We start from the raw sequence: 16,491 nt of genomic DNA, 5'->3' as shown, positions 1-16,491 counted from the left end.
CCGGCCGAGATCCGGGCCGCAGTCGGTACGTCGTTCATCGCGCGTACCTTCCACAACGGCGAACGCAGCAACGAGATCACCGCGTGAGTCCGACCGGCGCCGGTCACGACGAAGGTGCACCCGAGCGCCGATTCCTAAACTTAGGGGCGTGGACAACAACGCTGCCTGGGTCGTCACAACTCACGACTGGGCCATCTCGGTCGACGAGGACCACCTCGAGCACATCCGCCAGAATCCCGCCATCTATGCCCAAGGCGGTCTACGGCACATGATGCTGGAGGTGCTTGCCTACGCCGCCGACGAAGCAACCGCAGCCGGTCGAGTGGGCACGGCCACCGTCACCGTTCGACCAGACGGGTCGGTGTCGATCCGCGACGACGGCAGGGGAACCGACACCCGGCGAACCCCTCAGGGACACATCATCCGCAAGCCCGTCATGGCGACCAGAGACGTCCGCTTCTTCGACAACCCGGATCGCTCGGTACTTCCCGACGGACTCCCGCGATGGGGAATGTCCGTCGTCGCGGCGCTGAGCTCCACACTGATCCACCAGAACCGCCGGGCTTCAGGCGGCTGGATCCAGACCTATCACCACGGGATGCCCGCAACCGAGCTCATTGAGATCGCCGACGACGGCACGACAGGCACGACCGTCACCTTCACCCTCGAAACCCCGACCGATACCCACCGGTCCCTCCGGCCGTCAGACCGCTCGGCATTCAGCTCATTGCGAGTCTCACTCGACGACGCACCCAGCTGAGCCACCTCCCACACCGGTTCCTGGGCCATTCGGGGTGACACAGTCAGCCAGGTGCACTCAGCCGCCAGCAGCGCCCACGCGTACAGCCCGAACTCGAGCCCGATGATCGTCGCGACCGCGTGCCGCCGGCCGCGCAGCGCCGACCGCCGCACGATCAGTGCGAAGGCCGGGCCCGGCGTCGCGGTGATCACGACGACGGACAGCAGGAACGCCGGCAGCACCGGCCAGAGTTCGCTCATTCCGCCGATGGCCCATCCTGGCAGTCGGCCCTGACAGCCGCGCTAGCCTCGATATTTCGTGATCTTGGTGGCTACACCTGGGGTTGAAAGCACGGAAGTGCCTGTCCTGCTTGGAAGACTGGCGATTGTCTAAGTCGTTAAATCGTCCAAGAGGTAGGCACTGCGCAGGTGAAGGGTAACCGAGGGCCGGTTGGTTCTTGATTCGGCTCGTCAGTCGTGGATTTCGTCGTCGGGCGTGCTGCTGCTGCGGGAGACGATCCTGGCTGTGGGGGCTGGATCCGGGGCTTCGCCCTTCGACAGGCTGAGCTCAGGGACGTCTTCGGAACCCGCGAACCCGCCGCCGCGAGTTCGCCGACCGCGCGACCGCAGGATCTCCTACGGCCGGGAAGCAAGACTCGCCGAGTGGACGGAAAAACCGCCGCTGCGGCCCTGGCCCGGCCCAAATCGTCCACTCAGTGAAGGCCTGATCGGGACGCCCGACACGTAACCGCAAGATCTTCGGTTGGACGTGACATGGGGCGCTCCGGCCTTGAGTCGAAGCCCTGAGATCGAACTCCAGGTCCAGCTGCGCGAACGGAACCCGGTCTTCGACTCCAGTTAGCCAGCCTCGATCTTTCGCCACCAAGATCACGAAATATCGGGGCTAGCCGGGCGTCGGGTCGGCGAGGCGCCGGCCGATGTCGACCTCGTTACCCTCGGGATCCGCGATGGTGCCGCCCGGCTCTCGGGTGAACCGGCCGCCCGCCGCCAGGGCGGCGTCGATCCGGGCGGCGACCTGATCATGGGGCAGATAGAGGTCGAGGTGGATCCGGTTCCGTTGCTCCCGCCGGGCGGTGTCGTCCGGATCCATCTGCTGGAAGATCATCGGGTGGTTCAGCCGGCGCGGGTCGCCGATGTCGGTGACGAACTCGCGTGGGTCGTCGACATAGCCGAGCACGGCCCGCCAGAACGCCCGTACAGCAGGGATGTCGACCGCGTCGATGCAGACCTGGAAGAACCGCAGCCGGGTCGGATCCGCGGCCAGGCCGAGCTCACGGGCGTGCGCCTGGACCCGGCGCGCCGTCTCGGTGAACCGTTGGTCCTCCCACTGGTCCTTGCCGGTGTCGATCATGACTCCACTCGGCCGCAGGTCGATCAGCAGCGGCAGCCCGACCTCGTCACACGTCGAGGCGACCCGGCCGGCCAGGTCCACCGCCAGCCCAAGATCATCAGTCGGGTAGAACACCATGCCACCGAACGGCAGCCACCAGTCCGCAGTGTCCGGATCGAGGCCGAGCCCGCCGGCCGGGATGTAGTCGACCTCGTTGCCCTCGGCGTCCCGGAGCAGGGCCTTTCCATGATCAGGTGCGTAGTCCGGGCCGGCCTTGATCGCGGCGGCCCGGTCCCGTGCGACCTCGCGCGGTACGGCGACGTCGAAGTGGATCCGATTGCGCAGCGGCCGCGGTGCCGCCTCGTAGAACCACACCCGCGGATCCCGGCGCAGCGGGTCGACCAGGTCGTCCAGCTCGATCTCCTCATAGCCGAGCAGGGTCTGCCAGAACGGCAGCAGAGTCGGCTTGTCCAGCGTGTCGATCCCCCACTCCAGGTTCTGCGGCACCGACGGGTCCGAGGTCAGGCCGAGCTCCCGGGCAGCCGCCGAGATCCCTTGTGCGAAAGAGAGTTTGGCAGTGTCCAGGCCCTCGCCGTACGGGATCCACACCTGCACTCCGGACGCCCGCAGGTCAAGGCTCGGAGTGACGCCGCAGGAGTCCGCGAAGTCCACGATCCGCCGCGCCAGGGCGATCCCGCCGTCATACGAGGGCGCGTCGAACCACGCCCCAGTGCCCGACATGCTGAGCACCCGCCAGTCCGGGGCCGCGTCCTGGAAGTCCCAGCCGCCCACCCGTCGCGGCTCGTCCACGCTCATGCCGGTGCGCCCTGCTCGATCCGATCAAGATCACGGACCGCATAACGCTGGTGCTCCCACTCCTCCTCGAGGATCGTGTGCAGGCAGGAACGTACGGTCTCGGCGTAGTCGGGCTCGTGCGGATTCGGGCGCTGCTCGGCCAGCTGCTCCGCGGTCACGTCGGCGAGGAAGTCGCAGACCATCCCGACCCGGTCCGCCCGGGCCGCGAGCACCTCGGGGTAGCTCGGCTGCTCGGTCGCGAACACGCCGGGGAACTCCTTCGCGGAGTCGGCGTTCATCAGGCCGAGCCGGTGGAACGGCTGCTCCCGCTTCAGCACGGCCTTGCCGAGCCACATGTCGGTGGCCAGCACCAGGTGCCGCAGTGTCTCGGCGAAGGACCACTCGTCGTCGACCGAGATGTCGACCGTCCCGTCGGGCATCGTCGCGACCCGTTCGATGATCACTGCCCAGGCCTGTTCGAGGGCGGCCCAGGCCGCGCGGAGCCCGTCGGGATCGGCGGCCCGGCGCTCGGCCCGGCCGGGGAACCGGCGGCAGAGTTCGGCCTCGACCAGCGGCACCACGTCGACGTCGTTGATCATCAGCGTGCCGTCGTAGAGCCAGGGCGCGTCGATCTCCGCACCGTCGACGTTCACCGCCCGCATCACCACCCCGGCCAGGTCGCTGCGCCGGATCCTGGCGCCGGACAGCTTCACCTTGTGGAAAAGGGAACCCTGCAGGTCCTCGCCGTCGAAGTCGGTCATGATCATCCCCCGTTCTGGTTGGTCGCTGCGACGTCCCGGCTGACGATCCAGCGGTGCTTGCCGATCTGGCGGACGCGCCGGAAGCCGTACTCCTCGTACAGTTCGACGACCATCTGGTACAGGAAGCGGCCGTGCGCGACGCGCCCCGCCGTCGCCTCGGGCAGCGCCTCGACGAGGCCGCCGCCGTCCGCCGCGATCAGCTCCAGGGCGCCGGCCAACGCGGCCCGGCCGATCCCCTGCCGGCGATGCCGCTTGTCCGTGTAGTAGCAGGTGATCCGCCAGTCCGGCGCCGGCGGCGGATCGGCCTGGTACGCCGGCCGGTTGTGCTCGATGATCGGCAGCTCGGCCAGCCGGCCGTACTTCGCCCAGCCCTGCGCCAGTCCGTCCGCGTCGAAGACCAGTGCGGCGTGGGCCCGGCCGGACCGGACCAGCTCCTCCTTCTTGGCCCGCTTGTCGTACCGCTGGTATCGGTAGGTCTCGCCGTTCTCCATCGCATGGTGGCCCATGCACCAGCAGCCGCCGAACACCCCGCCGTTGCGCTCGACCAGTTCGGCGAAGGCGTCCCAGGTCGTGCCGTCGAGTGCGCGGACCGTGTACGGCAGGGCCGGTTCGTCTGGCATCGAGTACCCCTCGGTAGCGGATCCGTCCTTGGACCCGGTACTGTTTGAACTCTTTCAAACAGTGATCGTAGTGGAGTCATCGCGACGTGTCGACCAGTCAGCAGGTGCCGGATTACGAGCTCGACGAGGTACGGATCGTCACGTCGAACCAGGAGCTCCGGGCGATGTTCGACCCGTTCCGGAGCACCCTGCTGCAGCTGCTGCTCGACCGCGCGGCCTCGATCCAGGAGCTCGCCACCGCGGTCGGCCGGCCGAAGGGCACGGTCGCCTATCACGTCCGGCTCCTGACCGAGGCCGGAATGATCAAGGTCGTCCGGACCCAGACCGTACGGGGCCAGCAGGAACGCTTCTACGGAAGGACGGCCCGGCTCTTCGGGGTCGGCCGGATCACGCCCGAACAGACCGCCCTGATCCCCAACCCGATGGCCGACTGGGCCGCCGAGACGACGCCCGCGCATGCCGCCGACGCGCTCCGGGCGATCCGCCGCCACGCCTGGATCGACGAGGCCGACGCCGAGGCGTTCTGGGACCGCGTGCTCGACCTGGTCAGCGAGTTCTCCCAACTCCCCCGCAGCGAGCAGGGCACGGCGCACGCCTTCCTGGTCGCGTTCTATCCGACCGAGTTCCCCAGACTCCCCGAAGGATCCTGAGGTCAGTCGACGAACAGCGGCACGACCATCTCGGCCTCGGTGAGGGAGCCGTGCATGCCGATCAGGCCCATCTCGCGTTCCATCCGGCGGGTCATCGCGGCCCAGTCGTCCCGGAAGGCGGCGACGACGTGGCCGTACCGTTCCTTGATCAACGGATCGACCTGTCCGAACCAGCCCTCCTCGATCGCCTCGTCCCGGGTCCGGACCCAGGCCCGGTCGCCGAGCCGGTCCCGCCAGCGGGCCGCCACGGCCTCCGGCCGATCATGATCGACATAGAGCTGCCGGAACCGGCCCTCGCCGGCCACGTCGGTCACGCCCGCGTCCAGCTCCGGGTCGTCCTCGATCACGATCCGGTGATCATTCGGGACGTCGATCATGCCGTGATCACCCGTGATGATCACCCGGACGTCGTCGTCCAGCCGGTCCCGGATCGCCCGGCACAGCGCGTCGGCGTCGGTCAGCGCGCCGTGCCAGTCGTGCGAGCTGACGCCGTGCGCGTGCCCGGCATGGTCCAGCCGCCGTTCGTACGCGTAGACCAGGCTCCGGTCGCCGCGCCGGGCCGCCCGGGCCACCAGCTCGGCCCGGCCACGAAGATCATCTTCATCGCGGAAGCCGCGGAACTCCGCACCGCGCAGGGCGGCCCGGGTCAGTCCGCTGTCGGTGAAGCGGTCCAGCGAGACGGTCGTCGTCGCCACCCCGGCCGCGCTGGCCCGGTCGAAGATCGTCGGCAGCGCCTGGTACGACTCCGGGTCGACCGCCGACTCCCAGAACAGGTGGTTCAAGATCTCCCCGGTCTGCGGCACCCGCGCCGTCCAGCCGACCATGCCGTGCTGGCCGGGCGGCCTCCCGGTGCCGAGGCAGGTCAGGCTGGTCACGGTGGTGCTCGGCACCCCGGAGGTGATCGACCGGGCCCGGTCCAGCAGCCCGGCCAGGTACGGCGCCTGCCGGATCGCCCGCCGGACCAGTTGATCACCGAGCCCGTCGACGACGATCAGCACATAGCGCTGCGCGTCGGGCAGGTCCAGCGGATCGCTGTCATAGGAGGGAACGCCGAGGTGGGCGGCCAGCCCGGGAAGCAGCTCGGCGAGGGTCGCGGAGCCGTAGCGCGGAATGATCATCGAGCTCAGGAGGTCGCTCGCTGCAGGTTGGTGGCGAACTGGACCAGCCGGGCGACGCTCTCCGACCCCTCGATCGCGGCGCTGATCCGGACCGTCAGGTCGTCCGAGGTCAGATTGCCGGTGTAGCCGTGATCGGCCTCGCAGTTGGGATCGTTGCATCCGGCCGGCTCCAGGTCGAGCCGGTTCATCGCGCCCCAGCCGATGGTCAACCAGGTCTCGACCACCGCGTCCGGAGCGCCGTGGTAGTGCTCCGGCCGGGACACCACCCGGGTCACCACCACGTTGTTGATCTTGGTCAGCCGGATCGACTCGGTCGACGCCGACGCGTACGCCCCGTCGGTCGGCGGGTCCGCCGGATGATCATCGGTGTGCCCGACGATCAGCCGGGTCGGGGTCAGCGCCAGGACGGTGACGTGGCGGTGGATCTCGTCGCCGGAGAACGTGGGCGCGTGGTGCACCACGAAGTCGATGAGCTCCTCGTCGCCGAGTGCCAACAGGACCGAATCCTCGACCAGCTCTGGAAAGTACCCACTGGCGTCGATCTCGGCGCGCAGGCCCTTTCGGGTGCCGGAGTTCACCTTCATGGCGGTCATCCTGCCATGGATCCGCGGCGGCCTCGGACCGGCCGTCGGGCTGGGAGAGGTCGGACTCAGAGAGTCCGCGCCATCGGATCGCGCTGATCGCTGGTCGGGGCGATCAGCACCCGGGCGCCGAGCACGTGGACGCCGGTCACCGACGCGATCACCGGGCTGAGCCGGACCGAGGCCAGCTGCGGTACGTCATCGGCGAGCTGGGCCAGCCGGTGCAGCAGGTCCTGCACCGCCGTCACGTCGACGGCCTGGGTGCCGTCCCGGCCGAACAGGGTCGGCGCCGCGCGCAGGTCGCGCACCATCGCTGCAGCGTCGGCGGTGGTCAGCGGCGGCACCCGGTAGACGGTGTCGCCGAGCAGTTCGCTGGCGATCCCGTCCAGGCCCAGCGACAGCATCGGCCCGAACGCGGCGTCCTCCCGGCTGGTCATGATCAACGGGACCCCGGGCGGCGCCATCGCCTGGATCACCGGGTCGGCCACCACCGGGTCGCCGCCGAGACCGAGCTCGGCGGTCAGCTCGCCCAGCTCCGCCCAGGCGTCCCGGAGCGCCTCCGGAGTGTCCAGGTTCCGGTAGACCCCGGCCAGGTCCGGCCGGCCGCGGACCGCCTTGGAGCGGGCCTTCAGCACGACGTCCCAGCCGAGCCGGGCGGCCACCTCGGTCGCCTGGTCCAGGCTCTTCACCCGGTGCCGCGGCACCAGCGAGATCCCGTACGTGGACAGCAGCGCGGTCGCCTCCGGCCCGGTCAGCTCCCGGCCGGCCCGGTCCCGGGACAGCACCCGGTTGACCACCCGCTTGGCGGCCAGTTCGTCGACGTCGAGCAGCGGCACCGCGCCCGGATCCCGTTCCCGCCAGTGCGCGTACGCACTCAAGGCGGACAGCGCCTGCACGGCGTCGGCCGGCGCGTCGAACGTGGGCAGTCCGCCCGGCTTGTCGTCGTCGCCGCCGTCGTCCAGGTCGGAGTGTTCGTGGAAGTCGATCAAGACGCCGACCAGCGGCTTCTTCGCCTCCGCCGCCAGCTCGGCCAGGGCGCCGTGGATCGCGTCCGTACCGCTGTCGAAGATCGCCACCGCGGCACAAACGACGGCGTCGCAGCCGTCGTCGGCCAGCGCGGCCCGGGTGGCCTCCGCGTAGCGTTCCGGCCCCGCGTCGCCCGGCAGCACGACCGGGTCGCCGCCGGCCAGCAGCCCGACCGCGGTCACCGTATGGGTCAGCTGCTGGACCAGGGTCGCCGAGTTCGCGATCACCCGGACCCGCGGCCCGGCCGGCAGCGGCTGCCGGGCGGCGATCTTGGCGATGTCGAACATGGCACCGCGGCGGTGCACGACGATCACGCCGGCCTGCCGGAACAGGGCGTCGACCGCCTGCTCCGGTGCGTGGCCGAGGCCGCCGCGGACCCCGATGTGGCTGGACCGGCGGGCCTGGCCGGGCGCGAACACGACCACCGGCTTGGTCCGGGTCAGCTGCCGGATGATCCGGAAGAACTTGCGCGGGTTACCCAGCGAGTCCAGCGTCAGCAGGCAGGCCCGGGTCGCGCCGTCGTCCTGCCAGAACTGCATCACGTCGTTGCCGGTGACGTCCGCGTACGCCCCCGAGCTGATGAACGAGGACAGCCCGATCTGCTGCCGCAGCGCCCGGTTGATCAGCGCGACGCCGACCGCGGCCGACTGGCAGAACAGGCCGACGCCACCGGTCCGCGGCATCGGCCCGGGGCTGGCGTTCAGCCCGACCGCCGGGTCGGTGTTGATCAGGCCCAGCGCGTCCGGGCCGAGCGCGCGGACGCCGTAGGCCCGGGCCAGGCTGACCACGGTCCGGTTGTCCTGGGTGGAGTCGGTGCCGGTGAGCACGACCATCGCCGTGGCGCCCTTGTGCGCGGCGTCGATCACGACCGCGCCGAGTTCGTTGGTCGGGATGGACACCAGGACCAGGTCGATCGACCCTTCGATGGTGGCGATGGACGTCGCGGTACGGACGCCGGAGACGGCCGTGGCGTCCGTACTGACGGCGATCACCTCACCCCGGAATCCACCGCTCAGCAGGGAATTGACCAGGCCCTGCACCCGCTTGCCGCGGCCCAGCACGACCACCCGCTCCGGGGTCAGCAGCCGCCGCATCGACGCCGCCTCGGCCCGGTGCTCGCGCCGCTCCATCACGCCGACGGAGGTGTCGGTGGGCAGGATCGGGAACTCGACGGACAGCACGCCGTCCTCGACGTCCTTGGAGACCCGGTAGCCGGCGTCGGCGAACACCTGCGCCATCCGCCGGTTCTCCGGCAGCACCTCGGCGATGAACTTGGTGATCCCGCGCTCCCGGGCTGCTTCGGCCAGGTGCTCCAGCAGCAGCTGCGCGATCCCCCGGCCCTGGTGCGCGTCCTCGATCAGGAACGCCACCTCGGCCTGGTCGTTCTCGATCCGGTCGTACCGGCCGACGCCGATCATCAGCTCGCCCAGGGTGAGGATGAATGCCACCCGGTCCACGTAGTCGACCTCGGTGAACCGCTGCACGTCGCGCTGACTCAGGCGCGGGTACGGGGCGAAGAACCTCAGGTACTTCGATTCCGGCGACACCCGGTCGTAGAACTCGACCAGCAGGTTCGCGTCACTCGGCTTGATCGGGCGCAGCCGAGCCACCCGACCGTCGGTGAGCAGCACGTCGGCCTCCCACTGCGTGGGGTAACCCGGCGGATTGCCGCTCTGCTGTGCCGCTGACACATCGCTGAGCCTATTCGCCTCCACCCGGATCACGAGAGTCGGCGAGGGAGATCTGGCTCTCATCCTCGAACTGGGCGATCACGGTGATGGTCCCGGGCGCGATCTCGGTGAACCCGGCGTCGCGTACGGCGAGCAGCCGATGGTCCTGCCAGGCCGATCCGGCGTCGGCGCACCGCTCCAGCAGCTTCTGCCACCCGGCGGCGTCGACCCGGCGCGCCGTGGCCGGGCAACCGGCGGCCGCCCATGCGGCCAGCGTCTCGGGATCCTCGTCGGCGAGCAGTGCCGCCGCGATCATCCCGGCGTGCCCGGTCTGCGCCATCGTCTTGCCCAGCGTCATCACCGGCTCCGGCGGCACCCACAACCGCAACCCCACGCGCCCTGAGCCCAACTCCCCCACGCGCCCTGAGCCCAACTCCCCCACGCGCCCTGAGCCCAACTCCCCCACGCGCCCTGAGCCCAACTCCCCCACGCGCCCTGAGCCTGTCGAAGGGCCCAAGGCCGGCGCCTCGTCCACCGGCAGATCCGTACCACCGACCTGCAGCCGCGCCACCCGCTTGTCCAGCTCGGCGATCCGGCCCGGCAGCAGGGCGATCACCTCGGTGTCGCCGTCGGCCAGGGCGATCCCGGGCAGGTCGGCCAGCGCGGCCCAGTGGGCGCCACGGGCCCGCCGGGTGACCTTGCGGATGTGCCCGGCGCAGTAGGCCGCGATCGCCTCGGCCCAGGGCCCGCCCGGCTCGGCCCGCGGATCGAGGCAGAGCCGGGCCGCCGCGGTCGCCGCGAGTCCGGCCGCCGCGTGCCAGGACGGCTCGGCGGTCCGTTCCAGCCGGAGCACCAACTGCATCGCCCGGATGTCCTCGGTGGCCTCGTCGCGGTCGTCCAGGATCTCGTCGCCGGAGAGCCCGAGCCAGTGCAGATAGCGACGTCGCAACGGTTCCAGCGCCTGTCCGATCACCACGCCCCCATCCTGGCATCGGGCTCTCATCGTTCACCGCTACCCTCGGCGCCTGTGAGTCGACGGAGCCGGACCCTGCGGACGCTGCTCGGCGGCGTGCGGCGCCGGATGGTCCGCGACCGGACCGTCGCCGGGCATCCGGCCGACCGGGCGCTGGTGGAGACCTTCACCCGGCAGGAGGTCGCCGGCTGGCTCCTGGTGCCGCCGGACACCCCGGCGTGCCGGGTGTCCCTGTGCCTGAACGACGTGGCCGCGACGGAGGTCGTCGCGCACCCCGAACCCGGCCCGGCCGACGGGCTGCAACGCCGCCGGTTCCGGTTCGTGCTGTACGACTTCTGGCGGTTCGCCCGGACCACGGACACGGTCTCGGTCCGGTACGGCGAGCGGCCGATCCTGCTGTCGGTGCGGAACAGCTACGGCTACCACCCGAAGACCGACGGCCTGTCCACGCCGGAGGAGTTGATCACGCTGCTGCGGTCCGGCCACATCTTCGGCCAGGGCGGCAAGATCCAGCTCGGCAAGGTGATCGACACCGGCTGGCAGGACCAGGTGCTGCGGTTGCACGCCGCGGTGCACCGGCAGCTGGAGGCCGAGTTCGGCCTGCGCACCTTCCTCGGCTACGGCACCCTGCTCGGCCACGTCCGCGATCATGGTTTCATCGATCATGATCGCGACTTCGACTGCGCCTACCTGGCCCGGCACCCGGACCCGGCCGCAGCCGCCCAGCAGTTGATCACCATCGCCGAATCGCTGGTCCGGAAGGGATTCCAGGTGATCCCGAAGGCGTCCTGCCTCGCGATCAAGGACGTCGATTCCGGCACGGCCCAGATCGATCTGTTCCATCTGGTCGGCCGGCCGGACGGCAGCGTCGGCTTCCCGTTCGGCAGCGTCGGCTCCGCGCCGTTACCGGTCTCCGCGATCGAGCCGCTGCAGCCGGCGACGCTGGCCGGCCGCCCGGTGCTGGTGCCGGCCGTCCCGGCGGCGGTCGTCGAGCACCTCTACGGCCCGGGCTGGCGGGTGCCCGATCCGGGCTTCAGCTGGCTGACCGCCCGGACCACCCGGGAGAGCCGGGCCCTGCTCGACCATGATCAACAGGACCGGCTCTACTGGACCGACTTCTACGCCCGGCCGGACCCGCTGCCGCCGTCGCCGTTCGCCCGCTGGGTCCTTGATCATCCGGACCTGCCCGGTCGCGCCGTCGACCTCGGCTGCGGCGACGGGAGGGACAGCGGGCTGCTCGCCGCCGGCGGGCGGTCGGTGCTCGGGATCGACCGCATCCCGGCCGCGGTGGCGCTCGCCCGAGGCCGTACCGAGGAGGCGGCGGCGGACTTCGCCGAGGCGGACCTCAACGACGCCGGCGCCCTGACCGCCCTGCTCCGGCAGGCCCGGGGAGAGTCCGACGCACCCCTGCTCCACTACGCCCGCGGCCTGGCCGGCACGCTGACCGAACCCGACTGGCTCACCCTGCTCGACCGGCTGGCGGGGTCCGGCCGGCCGGGCGACGTGCTGGCCCTCGAACTCCGGACCGACGCCGACCGGAACCGCCCCAAGGCCAACTTCCGCTCGGTCCGCCGGTTCCCGCCGCCGGACCAGATGATCAGCCAGCTCGCCGACCGCGGCTGGACCGTCCTCGACCGCGAGGAGGGCACCGGCCTCTCCCCCTACCGCACCGAGGACCCCGCCCTGCTCCGCCTGCTCGCCCGGCTGAGCACCCGTCGCCAGTGAATTCTCGCCGGTCAGTCGCGGCGGAAATTCACTCAAGACCTTCCTGACGAGCCCCGCAGCAGCTCCGTCAGCACGGCGATGCTGTCGTCGCGGTGACCGAGCTCGGCGGCCTTGATCAACAACTCGTGCATCGGCGTGTTCCAGGAGAAGTCGACCCCGGATTCGCGGGCCAGTTCGTCGTCGTACGCGATGGCCTCGTGGAACAGGCCGAGCGCGGACGCCGGGTTGCTGTAGTCCCCGGTGTCGATGTGCTCGGCGAGGCTCGGCAGCACCTGCCCGATCATCTCCAGCCACTTCACCGTGTACGGGATCAGCGAGGCAGCCGGCAATCCGCGCGCGGTGACCAGCGCCGCGCCCTGGAAGAAGCCGAACAGCGCCGGCAGCAGCGTGCCGCCGACGGCCGACTCGAACAGCTTCGCGAGGTCCACCTCTTCGCCGAGGAACACAGTGTCGCCGCCGAGAGCGCGGAGCAGCTCGACGTTGCGGTCGAAGACGGCCCGGTCGCCGCCGTAGTAGAGCAGTGTCTCGGGCTTGCCGACCGCCTCCGGCACGTTCTTGACCGCACCGTCGAGGAACTGGGCACCCTGTGCCGCAGCCCATCCGGCCATCCTCCTGGCCCCGGCCGGAGTGCCGCTGTTCAACGTGATCAAGGTCCGGTCGCGGAGCGTGCCGGTGGCCGGTTCAAGGGCGGAGAGGGTGGCGTCGTAGCCGGTCAGGCAAGCGATGATCACCGGGCTGGCCGCCACGGCACGATCGATGGCAGCGATCTCGTGTGCCGCCAGATCGGGGCACCGTCAGGTGAGTGTCGCCGGCTCCAGCCGGATGATCACCGACTTCGACGTCGGCGTGTTGCTGATCTCGGCGGTCGAATCGACCGGGATCAGCACGTTGGCCTCCGGGAAGTACGCCGCCGCGCACTCCCGCGCGGTCGGATAGGCGACTACCCGGAACCGCTCCGCGCGCCGCTCCTCCAGCCCGTCCGGGCCCGGCCACTCGGAGACCAGATCGACCAGCTGCCCGTCGGCGAAGCCGAGGTCGGCAAGATCATCCGGGTTCACGAAGACCACCCGGCGGCCGTCGGAGATGCCCCGGTAACGATCATCGAGGCCGTAGATCGTCGTGTTGTACTGATCATGGGAGCGCAGCGTCTGCAAGATCAGCCGGCCCGGTCCCGGTTCGAGCACCTCGAGCCGGTTCGCCGTGAACCGGGCCTTGCCGGTCGCGGTGTTGAAGGTCCGGGAATCCCTCGGCCCGTTGGGCAGCGGGAAGCCGCCGGGGTTGTCGATCTTGGTGTTCAGGTCGTCGAACCCGGGCACCACCCGCGCGATCCGGTCCCGGATCCGGTCGTAGTCGGCCCGGAACGTCGACCACGGCACCGGCGAGTCGGGCAGCGTCCGGCGGGCCAGCTCGCAGACGATCGCCACCTCGCTGAGCAGCTCGTCGGACGCCGGCACCAGCCGGCCCCGGCTGGCGTGCACCATCCCCATCGAGTCCTCGACGGTGACCCGTTGATCACCGGTCAGCTGCCGGTCCCGCTCGGTCCGGCCGAGGGTCGGCAGGATCAGCGCTTCCTTGCCGACACAGGCATGCGAGCCGTTCAGCTTGGTGGAGACGTGGACGGTCAGGTCGGCGTTGGCCATCGCCCGTTCGGTCAGCGCCGTGTCGGGCGTGGCCCGGACGAAGTTGCCGCCCATCCCGAGGAACACCTTCGCCGTACCGTCCCGCAGGGCCCGGATCGCGTCGACGACGTCGTGGCCGGGCTCGCGCGGCGTACGGATCCCGAACTCGGTGTCCAGCGCGGCCAGGAACGCCTCGGCCGGCTTCTCGTAGACCCCCATCGTCCGGTCGCCCTGCACGTTGCTGTGCCCGCGGACCGGGCAGGCCCCGGCGCCGGGACGGCCGATGTTGCCGCCGAGCAGCAGCAGGTTGACGATCTCCCGGATCGTCGGCACCGAGTTCTTGTGCTGGGTCAGTCCCATCGCCCAGCAGACGATGATCGACTTCGCGCCCAGCACCAGCTCGGCCGCCTGCTGCAACTGCTCCCGGGTCTGCCCGGTGGCCCGGAGCACCTGGGCCCAGTCGAGCCGGTCCAGCGCCTCGGCGTAGTCCTCGAAGCCGTCGGTGTGGCGGCCGATGAAGTCGGTGTCGAGCACCCCGCGGCCGGCCCGGTCGGCCTCCAGCACCAGCTTGCCCAGGGCCTGGAAGAAGGCCAGGTCGCCGTTCAACCGGAGCTGCACGAACAGGTCGGCCAGTTCGGTGCCGGACCCGATCACGCCGCTCGGCCGCTGCGGGTTCTTGAACCGGAGCAGCCCGGCCTCGGGCAGCGGGTTGATCGCCATGATCTTGGTACCGCCGCGCTTGGCCTGCTCCAGCGCGGTCAGCATCCGCGGATGGTTGGTGCCCGGGTTCTGCCCGGCGATGATGATCAACTCGGCCCGGCCGAGATCGTCCAGGGTGACCGTGCCCTTGCCGATCCCGAGCGTCTCGGTGAGCGCCGAACCGCTCGACTCGTGGCACATGTTGGAGCAGTCCGGCAGGTTGTTGGTGCCGAAGTTGCGGACGAACAGCTGGTAGCAGAACGCCGCCTCGTTGCTGGTCCGGCCGGACGTGTAGAAGATCGCCTGGTCCGGGTCGTCCAGGCCGCGCAGCCGGTCCGCGATCAGATCCAGGGCGCCCGCGTACGAGATCGGCTGGTAATGATCAGCTCCGGCCGGCTTGTACATCGGCGTGGTCAGCCGGCCCTGCGCCCCGAGCCAGTGGTCCGACTTCGTGGCCAGCTCGGCGATCGAGTGCTCGGCGAAGAACTCGGGCGTGACCCGGCGCAGCGTCGCCTCCTCGGCGACCGCCTTGGCGCCGTTCTCGCAGAACTCGGCGGTGTGCGTGTGCTGCGGCTCCGGCCAGGCACAGCCCGGGCAGTCGAAACCGTCCGGCTGGTTCACCCGGAGCAGGGTCAGCGCGCTGCGCCGTACCCCCATCTGTTCCTGGCTCATCCGCAGCGCCGCGGCCACCCCGGGCACGCCGGCCGCCCAGCGCTTCGGCTTTTTGATCTTGAGGTTCGCATCACCCTGGTCCGGCACCGGTGCATCCTTCGCCACGGGCTCACCTCCGCTTCGTCAGCAGGTCACGTCCAGTCCGTCGCCGCCGAAGACGGCCAGCCGTCGTTCCCGATAGGCGGCCCGCTCGTCCCGGGACCGCCAGATCGCCTCCGCCGGCGCATAGTGGAACTGTAACGCCCACCGTCTGCGCTCCGACGTGTTGCGTGGGGTGCCGTGGTGCAGCAGGCCGTCGAAGATCAAACAGCCGCCGGGGTCCAGCGGCACCGCGACCACACTGTCGCGGGCCACGTCGGTGTCGCAGAGCTGGAAGTCGCGCCGGCTGAAGTGCGGCACCGGCCCGGCGCGATGGCTGCCCGGGATGACGTGCATGCAGCCGTTGCCCGGATCGGTACGGTCCAGGGCGATCCACAGCCCGACCACCGGAGCTCCGGGCCGGACGTCGAAGTAGGCGACGTCCTGGTGCCACGGCTTCTCCCGGCCGATCCCGGGCGGCTTCAGCAGCGCCTGGTCGGCGAACAGTTCCGGCTCCGCGCCGAGCAGGTCGGCGGCCAGCGCGAGGATCGCCGGGTCGTGCGCGATCGAGTGCAGCCGCGGTTCATGATCGACGTAGTAGACGAGCTTGCGGACCGCGTGCCGGCGCTGCTCCAGGTCGAGGTCGGCCAGCCGGCCCTTGACCCCGGCCTCCCACTGGATGCCGCGGAACCCGGGCACTCCCCCGCCGATCAGCCGGTCGATCCCGGCGATCGCCTCGCCCACCCGGCGCTCGTCGATCAGCCCGCCGGCGGACAGGAACCCATCCCGCCGATAGCGGTCCCGCAGGCCGTCGGACAGACCCCCGAAAGGCTCCGCCGGTACGGACTCGGCGGCCCGGTAGAGCCCGGGATCGTAGTCGCCACCGCCGCGGTCGACCGATTCGCTGATCTCCTCCGCCTGCCTGCCCATGATCGGCTCCCTCGCCGTACCCGGTCATGATCATCACCCTGATCATGATCAACATCGCCGTCCGGTCCAGTATCGCCCGCGTCCGTACCGTGGTCGAGACGTGCCGCCTGCCGAATCGCAGATATTGGGTCGCGTCAACGGCCCGCGTTCAGCAGAGCGACCCGCCCGATCAGCTGGTACGGAATCGGCCGCCCCAACGGAAAGCGCAGGGTGCCCGGCCCGGACCGGTACGGGGCGAGCTCGTGCTCGAGGTCGGCGTCACCGGCCGGCACCGGGTACACCGAGAGGTGCGTCTTCCAGGCCGCGTAATGGATCACGCTGCGCCCGTCCAGGGTCGCCGTCGGCATCCCGTAGCTGATCCGTTCGGCGGCGTCCGGCAACGCCCGCAGGATCGTGGCCCGCACCTCGGCGAGCAGCGGCCGCACCTCCTCCGGCAGCGCCGCCAGGTAGTCCTCGACCGTCGCGAACGTGACCATGATCAGCAA

The 16,491-nt window shown here is 70.5% G+C and carries 15 protein-coding genes; 4 read left to right on the top strand and 11 right to left on the bottom strand.

The genetic code is table 11. The features are described 5' to 3' along the window. Positions 1-148: 148 nt before the first annotated feature. Both ACFQU4_RS16150 and ACFQU4_RS16145 read left to right on the top strand, forming a co-directional pair. The gene (locus tag ACFQU4_RS16150; protein WP_377493619.1) at positions 149-760 is read left to right on the top strand and encodes an ATP-binding protein; all 612 of its coding nucleotides are present in this window, start codon (positions 149-151) and stop codon (positions 758-760) included. 51 nt (positions 761-811) lie between these two features. Next, positions 812-1,033 (top strand): hypothetical protein, encoded by a 222-nt coding sequence (locus tag ACFQU4_RS16145; RefSeq protein ID WP_377493617.1) that lies wholly within the window; start codon positions 812-814, stop codon positions 1,031-1,033. Positions 1,034-1,642: 609 nt separating this feature from the next. On the opposite strand, the gene ACFQU4_RS16140 is transcribed toward ACFQU4_RS16145, so the two are convergent. The 3 genes from ACFQU4_RS16140 to ACFQU4_RS16130 are packed head-to-tail and all read right to left on the bottom strand — an operon-like array spanning position 1,643 to position 4,265. After that, entirely contained in the window at positions 1,643-2,905 is a 1,263-nt protein-coding gene (locus ACFQU4_RS16140; protein WP_377493615.1) for a VOC family protein, read from the bottom strand. Continuing rightward, positions 2,902-3,651 carry a DinB family protein gene (locus ACFQU4_RS16135; RefSeq protein ID WP_377493613.1) on the bottom strand — a complete coding sequence of 250 codons (750 nt, stop codon included), beginning with the start codon at positions 3,649-3,651 and terminating at the stop codon, positions 2,902-2,904. Before ACFQU4_RS16135 ends, ACFQU4_RS16140 begins: the two co-directional genes overlap by 4 nt. After that, entirely contained in the window at positions 3,648-4,265 is a 618-nt protein-coding gene (locus tag ACFQU4_RS16130; RefSeq protein WP_377493611.1) for a GNAT family N-acetyltransferase, read from the bottom strand. The genes ACFQU4_RS16135 and ACFQU4_RS16130 overlap by 4 nt, the downstream gene beginning before the upstream one ends. An 86-nt stretch (positions 4,266-4,351) precedes the next feature. Here ACFQU4_RS16130 and ACFQU4_RS16125 point away from each other — a divergent pair, with 86 nt between their 5' ends. Further along, positions 4,352-4,915 carry an ArsR/SmtB family transcription factor gene (locus tag ACFQU4_RS16125; RefSeq protein WP_377493609.1) on the top strand — a complete coding sequence of 188 codons (564 nt, stop codon included), beginning with the start codon at positions 4,352-4,354 and terminating at the stop codon, positions 4,913-4,915. A gap of 2 nt (positions 4,916-4,917) precedes the next feature. Here the strand turns inward: ACFQU4_RS16125 and ACFQU4_RS16120 are convergent, their stop codons facing one another. The 4 genes from ACFQU4_RS16120 to ACFQU4_RS16105 all read right to left on the bottom strand — a co-directional run bounded on the left by ACFQU4_RS16120 (position 4,918) and on the right by ACFQU4_RS16105 (position 10,286). Further along, positions 4,918-6,033, bottom strand: a complete 1,116-nt coding sequence (locus ACFQU4_RS16120) for an alkaline phosphatase family protein (RefSeq protein ID WP_377493607.1) — start codon at positions 6,031-6,033, stop codon at positions 4,918-4,920. Between the two features lie 5 nt (positions 6,034-6,038). Continuing rightward, positions 6,039-6,617 carry a DUF5998 family protein gene (locus ACFQU4_RS16115; RefSeq protein WP_377493605.1) on the bottom strand — a complete coding sequence of 193 codons (579 nt, stop codon included), beginning with the start codon at positions 6,615-6,617 and terminating at the stop codon, positions 6,039-6,041. 65 nt (positions 6,618-6,682) lie between these two features. Next, positions 6,683-9,331, bottom strand: a complete 2,649-nt coding sequence (locus tag ACFQU4_RS16110) for a GNAT family N-acetyltransferase (RefSeq protein ID WP_377493603.1) — start codon at positions 9,329-9,331, stop codon at positions 6,683-6,685. A gap of 10 nt (positions 9,332-9,341) precedes the next feature. Beyond that, complete coding sequence (locus tag ACFQU4_RS16105) at positions 9,342-10,286, bottom strand: peptidyl-tRNA hydrolase (RefSeq protein ID WP_377493601.1); 945 nt, start codon at positions 10,284-10,286, stop codon at positions 9,342-9,344. Positions 10,287-10,337: 51 nt separating this feature from the next. Between ACFQU4_RS16105 and ACFQU4_RS16100 the strand changes: the two genes are divergently transcribed. Further along, complete coding sequence (locus ACFQU4_RS16100) at positions 10,338-12,008, top strand: methyltransferase domain-containing protein (protein WP_377493599.1); 1,671 nt, start codon at positions 10,338-10,340, stop codon at positions 12,006-12,008. Between the two features lie 32 nt (positions 12,009-12,040). On the opposite strand, the gene ACFQU4_RS16095 is transcribed toward ACFQU4_RS16100, so the two are convergent. From ACFQU4_RS16095 to ACFQU4_RS16080, 4 genes are all read right to left on the bottom strand, one after another. Next, positions 12,041-12,754, bottom strand: a complete 714-nt coding sequence (locus ACFQU4_RS16095; protein ID WP_377493597.1) for an NAD(P)-dependent oxidoreductase — start codon at positions 12,752-12,754, stop codon at positions 12,041-12,043. A 48-nt stretch (positions 12,755-12,802) separates the two neighbouring features. Continuing rightward, a complete protein-coding gene (locus tag ACFQU4_RS16090; RefSeq protein WP_377493595.1) occupies positions 12,803-15,103 on the bottom strand; it encodes an FdhF/YdeP family oxidoreductase in 2,301 nt (766 codons plus the stop codon). 18 nt (positions 15,104-15,121) lie between these two features. Continuing rightward, the gene (locus ACFQU4_RS16085; protein ID WP_377493593.1) at positions 15,122-16,006 is read right to left on the bottom strand and encodes a phytanoyl-CoA dioxygenase family protein; all 885 of its coding nucleotides are present in this window, start codon (positions 16,004-16,006) and stop codon (positions 15,122-15,124) included. 134 nt (positions 16,007-16,140) lie between these two features. Next, on the bottom strand, positions 16,141-16,482 hold the full coding sequence (locus ACFQU4_RS16080; protein ID WP_377493591.1) for an iron chaperone: 342 nt from the start codon (positions 16,480-16,482) through the stop codon (positions 16,141-16,143). Positions 16,483-16,491: the final 9 nt, after the last annotated feature.

Origin of the sequence: Microlunatus sp. GCM10028923 (assembly GCF_042666975.1) — a bacterium.
Lineage (GTDB): Bacteria > Actinomycetota > Actinomycetes > Propionibacteriales > Propionibacteriaceae > Microlunatus.
This window is presented reverse-complemented; position numbering and strand designations above follow the sequence as displayed.